The organism is Streptomyces sp. NPDC025784, assembly GCF_055558435.1.
Genome location: NZ_JBVHMN010000033.1, coordinates 12683 through 27539, shown reverse-complemented (window position 1 = coordinate 27539; position 14857 = coordinate 12683). Strand labels below are relative to the sequence as shown.

Genomic DNA, 14857 nt, shown 5'->3' with positions numbered 1-14857 from the left:
GTCACGCCTTCGGCGACCGCACCCGTCGTGTGACGGGATCCGGGCCACGGACTCCTTGGCCCAGCCCCGGGCGGCGAAGGGACACTGCCAAGGCGTGTCCGGGGGATCATGCTGCTGTCCCCGTACATCCCGACGGTGGAAGATCCCATTACGGACTGAGTCATCAGTCCGTGGCGATCAGCAGTCCGCCCTCGCCGTCTCGCCAGCCGATGCCCACCGCGCCGTCGGCGATATCGACGACGTCGAGCTTCACGAAGTAGTCATAGTCGTCCGGCGTGGTCATGGACGGCAGCCGCAGGGTGTGGAGCAGGCGCCCTGTGTCCGCGTCGAGGACGAGCAGGTCGCCGTGTATCCGACGACCTGTGTCTCCCTCGGTGAGGAAGGGCTGGCGTACGACGTACACCCGGCCGTCGGCGATCTTCGGGAACCCGTACTCCTGGCCGGTCGGTGCCCGCAACTGCCAGGAGGATCGTCCGTCACGGATGTCGTAGGCCCGCAGGACCGTGTCGTGGTCCCCAGAACCGTCTTTCGGGTCGGTGCCGGCCAGTACGGTGCCGCTGCCCGCAGCGACCACGTCCCACCCGTCACGCCGGAGAGTGGCACGTGAAGAGATCTTCTGACGATTCATGTCGAGCGACTGCACGGTCTGCGTGCGGTCCGGGTCCGCGGCGACGAGAGTGTGCCCGTCGCCCCAGGCCGTCTGCTCGGGGTCCACGGTGCGCTGCCGCCACAGGACCTTGCCCGTGCGGTTGTCGACCCCGAGCAGCAGTCCGAACTCGTCCCGGTCGCCGCGACCCGATGCATTGCACATCACGTGGACGGCGCTCAGGTGGCCTGGTAGGGCGTGCACGGAATGGAGGAATACCTCGGGACACGAGTCAGGCGTATGCGCCGTCCACAGACTTCGGCCGTCCCGCTCGTCGAAGGCGCGTACGGCGCCGGGATCCTCGGTGACTGCCTGACCGTCGACGAGCTCCACGGACCTGTGGCGGTCGCCGGCCCTGATCTCCGCCTGCCACAGCAGCCTGCCCGTACGCAGATCGATGGCGACGAGCTTCCCGTCCGTGAAACGGGCCACCACGGTGCGCTCCGACACGCCGAACGACCACACAGCAGGATCGTTCGAGTCCCGTCGCTCGTAGCGCCAGTACTCCTTACCGGTCCGCAGGTTCATCGCCGCCATGCCGGAATCCGTCCACCGCAGGGACAGCCCGTGCACCAAGGTCTGTTCACCCCCCGGCCTCCGTATGACCTGTCCAGGCGTGACCGGGGCACCGGCGGCGAACGCGGCCGGAAAGGGGCCGCGGGCTCCGGTGAACACGTCCCGCGACTTGTACCAGTCCGCCAGCCCACCGATCACGAGGAGGACCAGCACAAGGAACACACCCCACACGCGGCCGCGGGCCCTCTGCACATCCTCACGACTCGGCACTGGCCTGCCCGGTCCCCCCGGCAAGCCCACCCCCGGCTCTCCCAACATGTTCATCCGCCGCGCCATCACTGCCCCCAAGCCCCTGCCACCTGTCACGGTGACGCGGCGGCCCACGGATCTTCGCCCCCCGCGCGAGAGCCAGGCAAGTCAGGCCGCTGTTCAAACGGTGTACGCCGAGCAAGGTGGACGGCTCCCGAACGCTGAGCAGGTGTGCGAGCCGACCTCGGTGAGGTGCACACCGGAGTGGCCCTACGGGCCGCCGGACCGCGCTCGAATCCGTCTTCTTCGCGGGCCGGCGGCCAGCCACATCATGGGCGCTGTGCCCGTCGATCACCCACCAGCCGATCGTGACCGAGTGGTTCGCCTGGGGAACGACCGAGTGCCCTCGTGAGGGCTTACCGGCAGCCGACGAAAGCCGTCTCCCGGAACGAACGCGATCGTTTCCGGCCGCCCAGGTGCGCCGCAGCGAACTGATCACTTCCGCCGCTTACAAGCGTCGCCGATGGCACGAGGAACCGTCGCCGGCTCTGAGCGCCAGTGACGTGGCCGAGCCGGACGTCCCAGTGGCTGCCTCGCCAGGTGAGAGAGACCGGGGACAGCGGCGGCACAGCCAGATGCCAGAAGGCTCTCGCCGGTACGGCCAGAGCATGGATGAGGGCGGCTCGGACAACGGCTGCTTCGGTGATGGCCACTATGTGGCCCATGTCGGGCGCCACGCTGTCCAGCCAGTCGGCGGTCCGGCGGCAGAGCCGGCGCACCGACTCGCCTTCGTGTGGCGTGGCATCCGGGTCCGTGAGCCAGGCGCTGAACCCGTCGGGGTCGGCTGCGGCGACTTCATCGACGGTGCGACCGCGCCATGTGCCGAGGTCGAGATCGCGCAGCGCGGGTTCGACCGCTACCACCAGGCCGAGGGCGTCCGCGGTCTGCGAGCAACGGATCGAGGGTGCGCGGACTGCCAGCTCGTGGAGAGGGAGCGCTGCTCCCCCGGCGCCGGCCATACGCGCACTGCGCTCACCCAGGGGAGCGTCACCGAGGAGTGGATCCACGGCGGCGTCACCGCCGGGCGCACTCACCAACGTCAGGCGGATCGTCATAAGACCAACCTCCTCCTGGCCCGGCGCCACGCCGTGACTCATGCGCTCCAGGATCGGTGAGGGCCTCCCGCTGCAACATCCGTCAGGCGGCCGGAACCATGCCCGCCGACCGGCCGGCGGGACCCGCCACTCAGCCGCACCCGGCAAGGGTCATCCTGTGCGCCACCACGTGTTACTCCGAGTAGCGGTGGTTGGCGATGCGGCTCTCGTCCGAGCGGGCCGCCGAGGGCTGCCCGGCCGCGGGCGCGTCCGTCACCGCACGCCCGCCCCAGCCGCACCCGCCAACCGGCGATCGGGGTCATGAGGCGCGACGACAGAGGGCCGCGGGCCCGAGGAGACCTCGAGGCCGCCGCCGCCGACCTGCCGGGGAACGGCCCGGCCGACGGATCACCGACCGGCTCCGGCCACGAGGCGAGGAGCAGACCGCTCACAGGCGGTCCGGGACGACACGGCGAAACCGCCGACCCCTCCGGCCACCACCGCGACCCCGGCCTGCCAACCCTGCTCCCGCCGCGGACCCGCCCCACACCATTGAGTCCCTGCTACCATCGATGCTCATAGATGATTATGTCGGCGTAATAGTTTGCCGACAGACAAGGTAAGTGGGGTGACAGTGACAATGACTGCGGACCTGACCGGCACCGTCGAGGCCGAACCCCTCGACCGCCTCGGCTTCCTGCTCGCCCGGCACGGCGCCATCGCCTACGCCCGCACCGAGCACGCCTTCAAGCAGTGCGGACTGACACCCCGCCAAGGCGCGACACTGGTCCTGCTCGGCGAGTCGGGCAACATGAGCCAGAAGGGCATGGCCGAGGTTCTGGAGGTGGATCCCAGCATCCTGTGCGGGATTTTGAACGACCTCGAGAACACGCACTTCGTCGAGCGCCGACGCGATCCGGCCGACCGGCGCCGCCACATCGTGGCGCTCACCGACGAAGGCAGCCGCGTCCTGGCGCAGGCCCAGGACGCCATCACCGCCGTGGAGAAAGAACTCTTCGCCGACTTCACACCCGAAGAGCTCACGACCCTCCGCACCCTCCTCTCCCGAGTCAGGACGCCCAAGAGCGTCAGGACGTCGGGGAACGAGATCGTCTGCACCTGACCGACCGCCACCAGGCAATCAGGGGCCACGGGCATTCCCGTGGCCCCTTTGCCGTGCCCCCTCCGCGGATCCGCGGCATCCCGGGCAGTTTGGTTTCGGTGAGTCGACAGTCACACTCGCTCATTCATTGATTAGCCTCAACGATCTGCTAGCTTCAATGCATGACGTCGCTCAGCCGTAGCGGCCACGAGCCCCCCGGCATCACGCGTCGATCGTTCACCGCCCGCACAACAAAGCGGGCGAAGCAAGGAGAAGAATCATGAAGAAGCTGATGACCCGCGTCGCCCTCGCCGCCGCCACCGTGACCATGACCGGCAGCGCCCTCGTCGCCGTCACCGGCCCCGCCTCGGCGGCCACCCTGCCCGCGGCCCAGCACAGCGCTCACCCCGCCACCGCCGTCGCCACCGCGACCCAGCACGGCAACCTCTCCCGCATCGGCCAGGGATGGTCCCTCTCGGACGGACAGCGTGAGTGGCACGGCGAGCGGGACGCATCGGGCTACTCGTACTGGCGCTCCGACGACAACGGTCGCCAGCTCCGCTACGACGGCCACCGCGTCTACCACCGGCACCAGGGACAGTGGGTCGCCGTCGCCCAGGCCGACGAGCGCGCCTACGCCTTCGACCGCTGGCACTTCGACCAGCTCTGGACCGTCCGCGTCATCGAGGGCCCCCGCGGCATCTGAGCCCGAGCCCGAACCGCCCGGAACCCCCACCCGGAGAACACCATGACGCCCTCGATCCGCACCATCAGGACCCTGCGCCGCCTCCGCCCGGCCACCCACCCCGGTACCGGCCGGCACCGCGGACAGCCATCCCCCGAACGCCCCTCCGCCCTCGACACCCCCGCAAGCGGCCGCCATCGCCGCACCGAGACCCTCGCCCTTCCCGCGTCCGCCTGACACGACCCGCCCCGCCAGGCCGACGGCGCGATGAGCCCCCGCCGCGCACGCCCGGCGCCGCGAAGCGTCAGTGCCCCCGACACGACACGGCAGCGGCCGACCCTGTGAACAACACCGTCGACCGCCGCACGCGAGCCGAGCGACATGGACACCCCATCACCCGGCCGGCACCCTGCCGAGCGTCCCGCCCCAAGGGCGCGGACCTACGCCTCCACCTCCACGGCGGACAGACCGCCCCGGCGGATCAGCAACAGCGCGGGAACGGACGACCAGAAGCAGCCCGCACAGCCGACGGCGTCACCGAGCGACCACCGACACGGTCGGCAGCACAGCCCCGGCGCGGCCGGTGAGCGGTGATCCGCACGTCGGCGGTGCCGAGCGCCGTCCACGTCTCTCGACGCGGACCGACGGGATTTCTGGCACGGCTGGTCGACTCGCCACGGCGACCGGTGCCCAAAGCCGGCCTCGTCACGTGTCTTCGTCGTCGAAGCCGTAGGACGGGATGGTCCACCGCATCACCGTCTCTCCCGCCTCGCCGGCTTCGAGCGTGACCGGATAGACCTGGCCGGTGTGCCGCTCACCGCGGTGCCTCATCGAATGGTCCCCCTGGTCCCATTCGATACCGAGCAGATGGCAGCCTCCGACCTCGATCGCACCAGCACGAAGCGGATGGTGCCACCCGGCCCGTCGGAAGCGATAGTCGTCGGTGTGCTTGTCGACCGAGACCATGAGGCCCTTGCCGTGGAGGCGGTCGCGCCAGGCGGTGAGTTCGGCAGCGCGTGCGGCCGCCTCGGTCACCGGGAGGTCCAGCCACCCGTGTGGTCCCTCCGCGCCATACCGCGCGATCCGCTCGCCACCGAACCGCGCGTGTGCGTCGTCCGCGTACAGGCCCCGGTAGAAGACGTCGGCGAGCCCGTCGGCCGGCTCGTCGTCCATGCCCGTCCAGGCGTCCAGCGCAGTGGCGTCGCCGACGACCATGCCGCACCGGTCCACGGGCAGGTCCCCGAGCCGGACCGGGATCGGCCGGCCCGCGCTCTCGGGCCACGGAAGACCGAGACCGATCTCCAAGGTCGCGATCGCCGGTTGCTTGTCGAACGGAGACGGCGAGGTGCTCGCCCGTACCGTCAACGGCCGGTCGCCGGCTGCCGGAACCGCGACCGCCTCGCACAGCCACTCACGAAGGTGGCCTCCTCCTGACGCCGCGGCCGTCCTCGCACGCTCGGACAGGGGCTGTCCCAACTCACGCCACTGGTCGATCCACCCGGCCATGCCGAGCACGAGCACACCCGACGGCGCATCGACGTTCCCCAGGCCGACGAAGATCTCAGACATGCGCCGATTGTGCCTCCCCCGTACGACAACAGACCGCACAAGGCGCCGACGCCCGCGCGCAACGCGATCGGCGGGTGCTGCCACTTGCAGTCGGCATCTTCTTACCCGCAGGCGGCCCACGGGGTTGGGCCGGAACATCCAGCGAGCTCGGCGGGCGGTCAGCGCTGCATATCGGCTCCTGCGGGACCGAGGTGGGAAGGGCCGACCTGCCACACCCGCCGCCGAGAGGCAGAACGCGACCATCGGTCCGGAAGCCGTCGGGCACCACCTCGAGCCGGATCAGACGGTGATCGAGTGCCGGCACCCAGCCGCGTTCACCGATGGGTGGCCAGTACGGCCGTGAAGCCCTCTTGCAGGTCCTTGACGAAATATTCGGGAACCTCCAGTGACGGGAAATGTCCCCCGCTGTCGGGCGACCTCCATCGGACGATCTGCCGGTACCGCTCCTGCGCCCAGGGGCGCGGGCACTTCTCGATGTCGCGGGGATACATACTGATTGCCGACGGGACGTCGACCCGAAGTTCAGGGTCCAGCGAGTTGTGGCTTTCGTAGTAGATGCGGGCCGCCGATGCGCCGGTCCGCGTCAGCCAATACAGGGTGACGTCGTCAAGAGTCCTGTCTCTGGAGATCGTCTCGAACGGGCTGTCCTCGGTGTCCGACCACTCGGCGAACTTGTCGAGGATCCAGGCAAGAAGCCCGACCGGCGAGTCGACGAGCGAGTAGCCGATGGTCTGCGGTCGGGTCGCCTGCTGCTTCGCGTACGCCGCGCGGTGGCGCCAGAAGTCGCGGGTTTCTTCGGTCCACTTGCGCTCGACCGCTGTCAGCCCGTCCGTCGTCAGCCCGGGCGGCGCCTCCGCGAACAATGTGTGGATGCCGAGAACGTGCGCCGGGAACCTGCCGGCGAGAACCGTGGTGATGTTGCCTCCCCAGTCGCCGCCGTGGGCTAGGAACTTGCTGTAGCCGAGCCTTCCCATCAGTTCCACCCATGCGGCCGCGATCTTTTCGGTTCCCCATCCTGTGGTGGCCGGCTTGTCGCTGTAGCCGAAGCCTGGTAGCGACGGAACCACGACGTGGAACGCCGGCGCGTCTGCATCCTTCGGATCTGCCAGCTCGTCCACCACGTCGATGAACTCGGCAATGCTGCCCGGCCAGCCGTGCGTCAGGATCAGAGGAGTGGCGTCTGCGCGCGCGGATCGGCGGTGCAGGAAGTGGATTCCCAGATCATCGATGGTGGTGCGGAACTGGCCGATCTGGTTGAGGCGTTCCTCGAACGACCGCCAGTTGTACCCAGTGCGCCAGTAGTTGACGACATCGACGAGGTCGACGAGGGGAACGCCCTGTCCCCAACGGCGAGGGTCGGGCGCGGCGCGATGGACCGTCTCGGCCTCCGGCAGTCGCGCCGCGGCCAGTCGGGCGCGCAGATCGTCGAGGTCGGCGTCAGTCGCGCGGGCTTCAAATGCTTGCACGTCGCTGGTTGGACGGGGCATGAGACCTCCTGGCCATCGTAGAACCGTCTAAGACGGTTCTAGCAGTCCTCCGAGCCGCGCTGCAACCGGCTAAGGTGGTTCCATGCGTGCTGCGTTCCCTGAATTCCGCCTCGGCAACGTGCTGGCGACCAGCTTCACCGGGACTCTGTCGGAGCGTCATGGCAACGCCGTGGAGCGCATTCCCACGCCGCAGCGACTCGTCGACTGGCTGGCGGTGAACGGCCTCGCCGTGGACTCCTGCACCACTGCCCAGCTCGACCTCGCTCGGGAACTGAGGGAGTCGATTGACGCCGCCGCGACAGCGGCCGCGATCCAGGACGCTCTCCCCGCATCTGCCGTCCAAGTCATCAATGACCGCAGCGCTCAGGGTCGGGCCGCCGCGATCCTGACGCCCGAGGGCAAGCGGCGATGGCGGCTCAGCTCGGCTTCCTGCGTGGAAGATGCCCTCGGCGTGATCGCCGCCGACGCGATCGACATCATCGCAGGCGAGCGGGACGGAAAACTGGCCTTGTGCGCATCACCGACCTGCCGGGCCGCCTTCTTCGACACCAGCCAGAGCCGCACCCGCAAGTGGTGTGACATGAACACATGCGGGAATCGCCAGAAGAAGGCGCGCTTCCATGCCAACCAGCGCAAGAACCCCGGATCAGCGGAGTGATGTACGCGGGGCGGGGTCAGACGCGGGTGGTGTGTCGGTCCAGGAGGGCCCGCAGCCGGTCGGCTTCGGCGGGCGTGCTCAGCCCGTGCTTGGGCAGGACCTCGAGGCACATGATGTTGGGGTCCCGGCTGAGCAGGACGAAGTGGCCGCGTGTCTCCCGGTATCCCTGCAGGACCGACCACTTCTGGATGAGCGTGCCATGGTCACTGCTGGTGGTGATCCCGGCCGAGGACACGGTGGTGCGGTACTCGCCCTGCCATCCGACAGTCCGCTGCACTTGAGCGGCCTGCAGCCGCGGATAGCCGCCCACCACCAGGACGACGAACACGAACAGAACGGTGGAGACCACGTCGGCACTCCCCCGGCTGATGGTGCCCACCAGCCACTGCACCACCCACAGCGTGAGGAACACACTCCGCAGCAGGAGCCCCCACCGCTTGATCCGCGCCCGGACCCGCAGACCGACCAGCGTGTCGGCGGGCTGCGGGCGGTACACCAGCTGCACCGCCGACCCGTCCACGACATCGGCGGCGCCCTCCGCGCTGCTGTTGGTGACTTCGCGACCCTCGGCCATGATCCCTCCCCTGTAGGACGACCCGCGGATCCTACCGACCTCATGGCCGCCACCCAGCGGCCCGAGGCCGCCTCTGCCCTCGAACAGAAGGCGGCCGCAGCCACCTGGATGCCCCCCGCCTGATGCACCGTCGCCACCCACGACAAGAACATCCCTTCGGTCGCACGGCACTTCATGCCCTGTGCCGGCGCGTGACGGTGCGGCGCGAGCAGCAAGGCCCGCTCGTCGTAGCGGTCGTCGAGGTCGCACCTGCGCTCGGCCGATGCCGGTGCCCGCGTGAGCGTCCCGGCGGCCCCACCCACCGGCAGTGGAGGGAGCGTCCCTCCTCGGCGCCCGTATACGTCTCAAGACAGCCGGCCACGCGTCGCCCGTGACGGACGGTAATGCCGCGCCGCGATGCTGTCTCAGCCGATGGTGACGACACGCGCCCAGGGCGGCGGGGTGTCCGGGACGTAGTCGGGGTTCTCCTCGTCCACGGCACGCGAGGGACGGGGGAAGAGACCGACGACGGTGCGGCAGGGCGGCTGCGCGGAGGGCCAGGGCGTCTGGCCGTCGGTGAGGGCGACGATCACGTCCGGGCGGGGCCGAGAGCGCAGCGCCCGCGCGAAGCCGGAGCGCAGATCCGTTCCTCCGCCGCCGACCAGTGCGATGTTCTCCGCGCGGCAGAGCTGGACGGCGACCCCGGCCGCCGCGTCGCACGAGATCACCGAGACGAGGTCGCGCCGCCCGCCCACCGCCTGCGAGATCGCCGCCACCTCCAGCAGCGCGCTGCCCAGCTCGGCGTCGCTCACCGACCCGGAGGTGTCGATCACGACACAGACCCGGGGCGGGGTACGGCGCAGGCTCGGCAGCACCACTCCGGGGATCCCGGCCGAGCGCCGGGACGGACGCCGGTAGCTGTGGTCCTCGCCCACCCCCGGCGCACCCGCCGCCGAGCGGACCGCCGCCCCCAGCAACTGCCGCCACGGCTGCGGCGGATGGAACGCCTCGTCCGCCCACCGGCGCCACCCCTCGGGCGCGTCGCCCGGTCGTCCCTTGATCCCCTCTGCGACCCGGAAACGAACCGCGTCCCGCTGCTGCCTGGTCAGCCCGTGCGCCCCGTCGGGCCCCAGCTCCCACGGGCGGTCCTGGCCGTCGGCACCACTGCCGCAGTCCAGCCAGGCCAGTGCCGAGTCGAGCCCGGACATCGACGCCCTCCGCAGGTACTCCTCCATCAGCAGCCCGTCGGGCAGCCGCAGCAGCGACGGCAGCACCGCCCCGGCAGGCCGGGGCAGACCGTCACCGTAGATGTCGTCGTTGATCTCGAAGTCGGCTGCGATGTTCCGCCGCAGTCTCCCCCAGCCTTCGGCCCGGGTGACCCCCGTCTCGCTGCCCTCGCCCGGCCCGTGCTCCTCGTGCTCCCGCGCGTACCGCTCGCCCCGCCCGTGGTGGTCCCGGAGCAGGTGCGAGACCTCGTGCACCCAGACGCCCGCCAGCTCCTCCACCGGTGTGCGCGCCACGAAGCGAGGGGAGACGTAGCAGCGCCAGTGCGCGTCCACCGCCATCGTCGGTACCGACCGGTCCTCCACCACGTGCAGTGCGAAGAGCGCGCTGGCCAGGTAGGGACGGACCTGCACCGCGTGCAGTCGGGCGGCCAGCAACTTCTCCATGTCCAACGGGAGTCCGGGCCGGCCGAGCGGCTCGCCGGAGCCGGCCGGCGGTCCCGGCACGGTCGGCCGCACCGGGCGCGGCGGCGCGGGCGGGGACATCGGACGAGGCAGCGGGCGCGGCTCCGGGCGCTTCACGGCCCTCGTCATCGGGACGCCCTCGTCGCGCGCCCTGCGCCGGCCGCCGCTGCGGCCCGCACCACCGACCGGTCCGCCCGGCGGGCGAGACCGACCACGCCTGCCAGCCGCTCCACCGCCTCCGGCACCTCCCAGTCGTCGCGTCGCAGCGCGGCCAGCGCCGTCGCCGGGGCGACCAGCAGGTCCGGGGCGCCGGTCTCCAGCGCCCGGACCAGCAGCGCCCAGGCCGCCTCCCACCGCTCCCGATCCGGCCGTGCACCGACGGCGGCCACCACCGCCTCCAGCGCCGCCTGACGCAGGTCGCCCCGCACCGGCAGATCCGCGGAGGTCGGATCGGCCAGCAACGACTGCGGATCCGGCAGGTCCATCCGGTCCAGATGGGCGAGGAGTTCGAGTCCCGGCCCGTCCCCCACCGCGCCCCGCACCAGCAGTGCCAGCACCTCCCGGGAGACGGAGGCCGCCGTGCCGAAGGCCAGCAGGGTCAAGGCGGCCTCCCAGCTCCGGGGCGAGGGCCAGGCACCGCCGCGCCGGGTCTCGGTGCTCGGCATCCGGTGGATCAGCGTCGGCCGTGCTTCGAGGAAGCCGCACACCGCGCGCCGGGCGAAAGCCACCGCTTCCGGCAGATTCTCCTGCACCAGCCGGGGCAGCTCCGCCCGGGGCCAGACCCCTCCCAGACCGCGTACCACCACCTCCCGGTCGTGCACCCAGTACAGATGCACGAACCGGTTGGCCAGCGGCGGGCTCAGTTCCCATCCGTCCGCCGCCGACGCCCGCGGATTGGCGGCGGCCACGATCCTTACGCCCGGCGGGAGTTGAAGGGCACCGACTCTCCGTTCCAGGACGACGCGGAGCAGTGCGGCCTGGACGGCGGGGGTGGCGGTGGAGAGTTCGTCCAGGAAGAGCAGCCCCCGCCCGGCGCGCACGAGGTCCACCGCCCACTGGGGCGGTGCCATCGGCACCCCTTGCACCGCCGGGTCGTCGCCCACGATGGGCAGCCCGGAGAAGTCGGACGGTTCGTGGACGCTGGCGATCACGGTGGTCAGCGGCAGGTCGAGGGAGGTGGCGAGCTGTGTCAGGGCCGCGGTCTTTCCGATGCCCGGCTCGCCCCAGAGCAGCACCGGCAGGTCGGCTGCGACGGCCAGGGTGAGCGCTTCGAGCTGCTCGTCGGGGCGCGGCTCGGTCGTGGTTGCCCGTAGGAGGGTCAGGAGGTCGTCGGCAAGGGTGAGTTGGGTGCCGGTTCCGGATGCGTCGGCGGAGGTCGGCGCGGCTGCGCCGACGGCCGCGACCGTGGCGGGCAGGAGTGTATTGGAGATCGTCATGGCATCACCTGGGTGCGATAAGGGAACGGGACGGCCCGTCCTGGACGGCATGGGGTGTGCGGCGCGGAAGACGCGGCGCGGGCAAGCGACGTCGGTGAGGGCAGCCGGTCAGCGGTGCAGCCCGGTGCGGGGCCGGGCCCGACTGCTGTGCTTACGGCTCATGTCGTATGGCGTACGTCGGTCGAGCCGGGGACGGTGGTCCGCCTCCGAGTGCCGCGCACCCGAGGTCCTCCCGTCCCTGACCGCACGGGCGACTGGATGTTCGGCGACCAGTCCCGAGCGGAAAAGGCCGTGGTCGATACGGCGTGCCGCGGCCGACTCCAGCTCCTGTCGGAGCGGTCCGTCGCGCAGGATCGCACCGGGACCGAGCAGCCTTTCGACCACGTCGAGCGCCCCGGCGACGTCACCGTGGGCGAGTCGTTCCCGGACCGCGGGCAGTTCCTCCGGGTTGCGCTGCACCGCGTCGATCGCCCGCAGGCACGGCAGCGCCGGCCCGCCGAGAGCCACCAGCAGTTCTTCCCTGCGCAGTTGGGCCGGGTCGTGATCGACCGCCGTCAGCGCACCGTCCCGTAGCGCGATCCGGTGGATCTCGCCCCGGCACTCCACCCGGTGCGGATCGCCGGTTCGGGTGGCGGGGCCTGCCACCGGTGCCCTGCCGGAAGCTGCCACCGACCCGGAGCCCTCCAGTGCCGCGGCGACGAGCGGATGCAGCCGCTCGGTCGCGATCAGCCCGGCCCGCAGCAGCTCCAGGTCCGGGAGAACCCGGACCGCCGCCTCCGGCAGCACCGGAAGCGCCGCGACCTCCTGCGGCGGCAGCGTCTCGCGCAGCGGCCGGAACGTCGGGGCATGGCTGTCGTCGGGGGCGACGAGTTCGAGCACCGTGCGGCTCCGGGCACCGAGCCGCACGGTGAACGGCCCGAGAGGGCGGCCCTCCGCCCGCAGCAGCGACTCCGCCTCGGCGGCCCAACGTTCCACCGCCCACGCGGAATCGAGGAGGTCGAGCGGATCCGCCGGATCTGGCAGATCCGGCCGGTCCGGCAGGACGGGCCGGCCGGGTGTGTGCGCCCGGGCGGGCGGTGCCACGGCCGGTACCGCGCCCGCACCGCACCGCCGCGCCAGTTCGCCGCTCCGCCCGGAGTCCCAGAGGTGCCGGTGCAGGTCGAGCCGGAAACGCCGGTCGGGATGCGGGTGCGGGTGGTGCCTATGGACACCGTCCCCGGCCCCCTCCCACAGGGCCAGGGACATCCGCTGTCCGGCGTCCGCCCAGACCGGGGGTGTCCGCACCACCAGATGCAGCGGCGTGGTGCCGGAACTCCGGTAACAAGCCAGGGAAAAGGTCAGGCCGGACCGAAGCCGCCCGTCGGGGGCGATCCGGGGCATGTGCCAGCGGAGCAGATCCGGGGCCAGCAGTCGCAGATCTGTACGGAGTCGGGTGACGAGATCGGTGCCGTGGCGATCGCGCACGGCGCGCAGATCGAGATCGACATCGACGCGGGCAGCAGCGCAGGCCCCCGCCCAGTCGCCGACCGCACGTCGCGCGGTCGCAGTCTCGATCATGGACGGTGGCACGGCGTACTCACGTACGCGCTGCCACATCAACAAGCGGGTCGGAGCCTCGTTCGCGAAGTGATGTGCCATCAGCACTCACCTTGCGCGAACGATTCCCCCGTTCCATACGAGGAGTGATTCTTCATCGTCGGCATCGTAACCACGCCGACGACGATCTGTCAGGCCCATTTGGACGCCACCTCATGTGACTCGATGGGGTGTTGGTCGTGGTCGGCGGGATTGTCGAGCGGCTGGTGCCGGACGAGCTGCGGGAACTGTTCCGGCGGTAGTGCCTGCGGCGCCGTCGCGGCCTCAGGATGGTGGTCGACGTCGGCATGGTGATCGTGAGGTGATGGCCGCAATCGTCTTCTTGGCGGCATCCGGCTGCACATGGCAGCAAGTGTCGGTGACGTCGTTCGGTCCGTCGGGGGGCAACAGCTCACCCCGGTTCACCGAGTCGTCGAACGCACACGTCTGGGCCAAGCTTCACCGCCTGGCCCTCGCCGACCTCGGGTCCCCCGGCGCGGTGGACCGGTCCCGATGCGCGATCGACTCGGTGAACATGCGCGCCCTCAAAGGCGGCATCTGACAGGACCGAATCCGACCGACCGCGGTAAGAAAGGATCGAAGATCCATCTGATCTGCGACCGCACCGGCCTGCCGATCTCACTCGCGATCTCGGAAGCCAACCTGTAGGACAGCCAGGCTTTGGAGCCCTTGATTCGAGGTATCCCACCGATCCGCTCGCGCCCTGGGCCGCGTCGGCGTCGTCCGGCCAAACTGCACGGGGTCCGTCAAGGCCAGCCAGCGGTCAGCCGCCGTGAAGCCCCCACTCGTCAAGGCCACCGTAGACATGGGCTTCTAGGCATCCCGGAGCGTCCATCCCGACGGCCACGCCCCGGTACAGGGCGATGAGCGAGTCCTTGCCCCTCCACCAGGTGTCGGTCAGGCCCCGTACTTCGGGTATCGGCTCGTACCCTTCGAGGTCCAGGGAATCGACGGCGTCGCCGGTGATCCTCGTGATGGTTCTGGCCCAGCGTCTCGCATGGCCGGCCAGTGCCAACGACTCCACCCAGCCTTCGATACTGGCATGCAGCGGTGCCCAGTGATAGCCGTGAATCCCGAACTCGCCACCGGGGCCGATCATGAATCCGTAGGCCATGGAATAGCGGCAGTCCCCGGCCGGGATCCACCAGCCCTCGGGGGCCGATCGCTCGGGAACGTCCGCGCCCAGGACGCGCGGACCGCTGTCGTAAAACGGCGCCGACGGCAGCGCGAGACCACCCCAACGGTCCTCGAAGGCCACTGCGCGATCGATCTCCGCGGCCGGGACACCGTGCTCGATCCAGGCGTCTCGGTGACGCTCGATGTCCTGTCGGGCGACACGGATGCCTTCACACTCGACGAAACACTTGGCCCTGCGGGTCAAACCGGCCGGCGCGACCGGGACGGGTGATACGGGAGTGGCAGCCACCATGGCATCGGAGTCTACTGGCGAGCTCCGGCAACGCCCCAGACAGAAGCCCGCCCGCTCCGTTGCGGCCCAAGACTTGCACTCAGGCACCAACCGAGCGCCAACTTTCGCGCCCAGTCACCCGTGCTCCCGGGAACCGCCATAAGGAGCGA

At 70.6% G+C, this 14857-nt stretch carries 13 protein-coding genes and 1 pseudogene; 5 read left to right on the top strand and 9 right to left on the bottom strand.

What is annotated here, in order from left to right:
• Window positions 1-163 precede the first annotated feature (163 nt).
• Both ACZ4IF_RS43040 and ACZ4IF_RS43035 read right to left on the bottom strand, forming a co-directional pair.
• Window positions 164-1384: an outer membrane protein assembly factor BamB family protein gene (locus ACZ4IF_RS43040; protein ID WP_467574269.1), complete on the bottom strand. Its 1221-nt coding sequence runs from the start codon at window positions 1382-1384 to the stop codon at window positions 164-166.
• Window positions 1385-1827: 443 nt separating this feature from the next.
• Window positions 1828-2526, bottom strand: a complete 699-nt coding sequence (locus ACZ4IF_RS43035; protein WP_467574265.1) for a histidine phosphatase family protein — start codon at window positions 2524-2526, stop codon at window positions 1828-1830.
• 619 nt (window positions 2527-3145) lie between these two features.
• Here ACZ4IF_RS43035 and ACZ4IF_RS43030 point away from each other — a divergent pair.
• The 3 genes from ACZ4IF_RS43030 to ACZ4IF_RS43020 all read left to right on the top strand — a co-directional run bounded on the left by ACZ4IF_RS43030 (window position 3146) and on the right by ACZ4IF_RS43020 (window position 4529).
• A complete protein-coding gene (locus ACZ4IF_RS43030) occupies window positions 3146-3628 on the top strand; it encodes a MarR family winged helix-turn-helix transcriptional regulator (protein WP_467574262.1) in 483 nt (160 codons plus the stop codon).
• Window positions 3629-3887: 259 nt separating this feature from the next.
• Complete coding sequence (locus ACZ4IF_RS43025; protein WP_467574259.1) at window positions 3888-4313, top strand: hypothetical protein; 426 nt, start codon at window positions 3888-3890, stop codon at window positions 4311-4313.
• Between the two features lie 42 nt (window positions 4314-4355).
• Window positions 4356-4529 carry a hypothetical protein gene (locus tag ACZ4IF_RS43020; RefSeq protein ID WP_467574256.1) on the top strand — a complete coding sequence of 58 codons (174 nt, stop codon included), beginning with the start codon at window positions 4356-4358 and terminating at the stop codon, window positions 4527-4529.
• A 468-nt stretch (window positions 4530-4997) separates the two neighbouring features.
• On the opposite strand, the gene ACZ4IF_RS43015 is transcribed toward ACZ4IF_RS43020, so the two are convergent.
• Both ACZ4IF_RS43015 and ACZ4IF_RS43010 read right to left on the bottom strand, forming a co-directional pair.
• On the bottom strand, window positions 4998-5861 hold the full coding sequence (locus ACZ4IF_RS43015; protein ID WP_467574253.1) for a hypothetical protein: 864 nt from the start codon (window positions 5859-5861) through the stop codon (window positions 4998-5000).
• 314 nt (window positions 5862-6175) lie between these two features.
• Entirely contained in the window at window positions 6176-7348 is a 1173-nt protein-coding gene (locus ACZ4IF_RS43010) for an epoxide hydrolase family protein (RefSeq protein WP_467574250.1), read from the bottom strand.
• Between the two features lie 82 nt (window positions 7349-7430).
• On the opposite strand from ACZ4IF_RS43010, the gene ACZ4IF_RS43005 reads away from it, so the two are divergent.
• Complete coding sequence (locus ACZ4IF_RS43005) at window positions 7431-8006, top strand: CGNR zinc finger domain-containing protein (RefSeq protein ID WP_467574247.1); 576 nt, start codon at window positions 7431-7433, stop codon at window positions 8004-8006.
• Window positions 8007-8022: 16 nt separating this feature from the next.
• Here ACZ4IF_RS43005 and ACZ4IF_RS43000 read toward each other — a convergent pair whose 3' ends face one another.
• From ACZ4IF_RS43000 to ACZ4IF_RS42985, 4 genes are all read right to left on the bottom strand, one after another.
• Complete coding sequence (locus tag ACZ4IF_RS43000) at window positions 8023-8580, bottom strand: YcxB family protein (RefSeq protein ID WP_467574244.1); 558 nt, start codon at window positions 8578-8580, stop codon at window positions 8023-8025.
• Window positions 8581-8984: 404 nt separating this feature from the next.
• On the bottom strand, window positions 8985-10229 hold the full coding sequence (locus ACZ4IF_RS42995) for a vWA domain-containing protein (RefSeq protein WP_467574241.1): 1245 nt from the start codon (window positions 10227-10229) through the stop codon (window positions 8985-8987).
• A gap of 143 nt (window positions 10230-10372) precedes the next feature.
• Complete coding sequence (locus tag ACZ4IF_RS42990; RefSeq protein WP_467574238.1) at window positions 10373-11683, bottom strand: AAA family ATPase; 1311 nt, start codon at window positions 11681-11683, stop codon at window positions 10373-10375.
• Window positions 11684-11791: 108 nt separating this feature from the next.
• A complete protein-coding gene (locus tag ACZ4IF_RS42985; RefSeq protein WP_467574235.1) occupies window positions 11792-13321 on the bottom strand; it encodes a hypothetical protein in 1530 nt (509 codons plus the stop codon).
• A gap of 137 nt (window positions 13322-13458) precedes the next feature.
• Between ACZ4IF_RS42985 and ACZ4IF_RS42980 the strand changes: the two are divergent.
• Window positions 13459-14020: pseudogene (locus ACZ4IF_RS42980) on the top strand (transposase); the annotation flags it as partial.
• A gap of 22 nt (window positions 14021-14042) precedes the next feature.
• Here ACZ4IF_RS42980 and ACZ4IF_RS42975 read toward each other — a convergent pair.
• Window positions 14043-14708 (bottom strand): hypothetical protein, encoded by a 666-nt coding sequence (locus ACZ4IF_RS42975; protein ID WP_467574232.1) that lies wholly within the window; start codon window positions 14706-14708, stop codon window positions 14043-14045.
• Window positions 14709-14857: the final 149 nt, after the last annotated feature.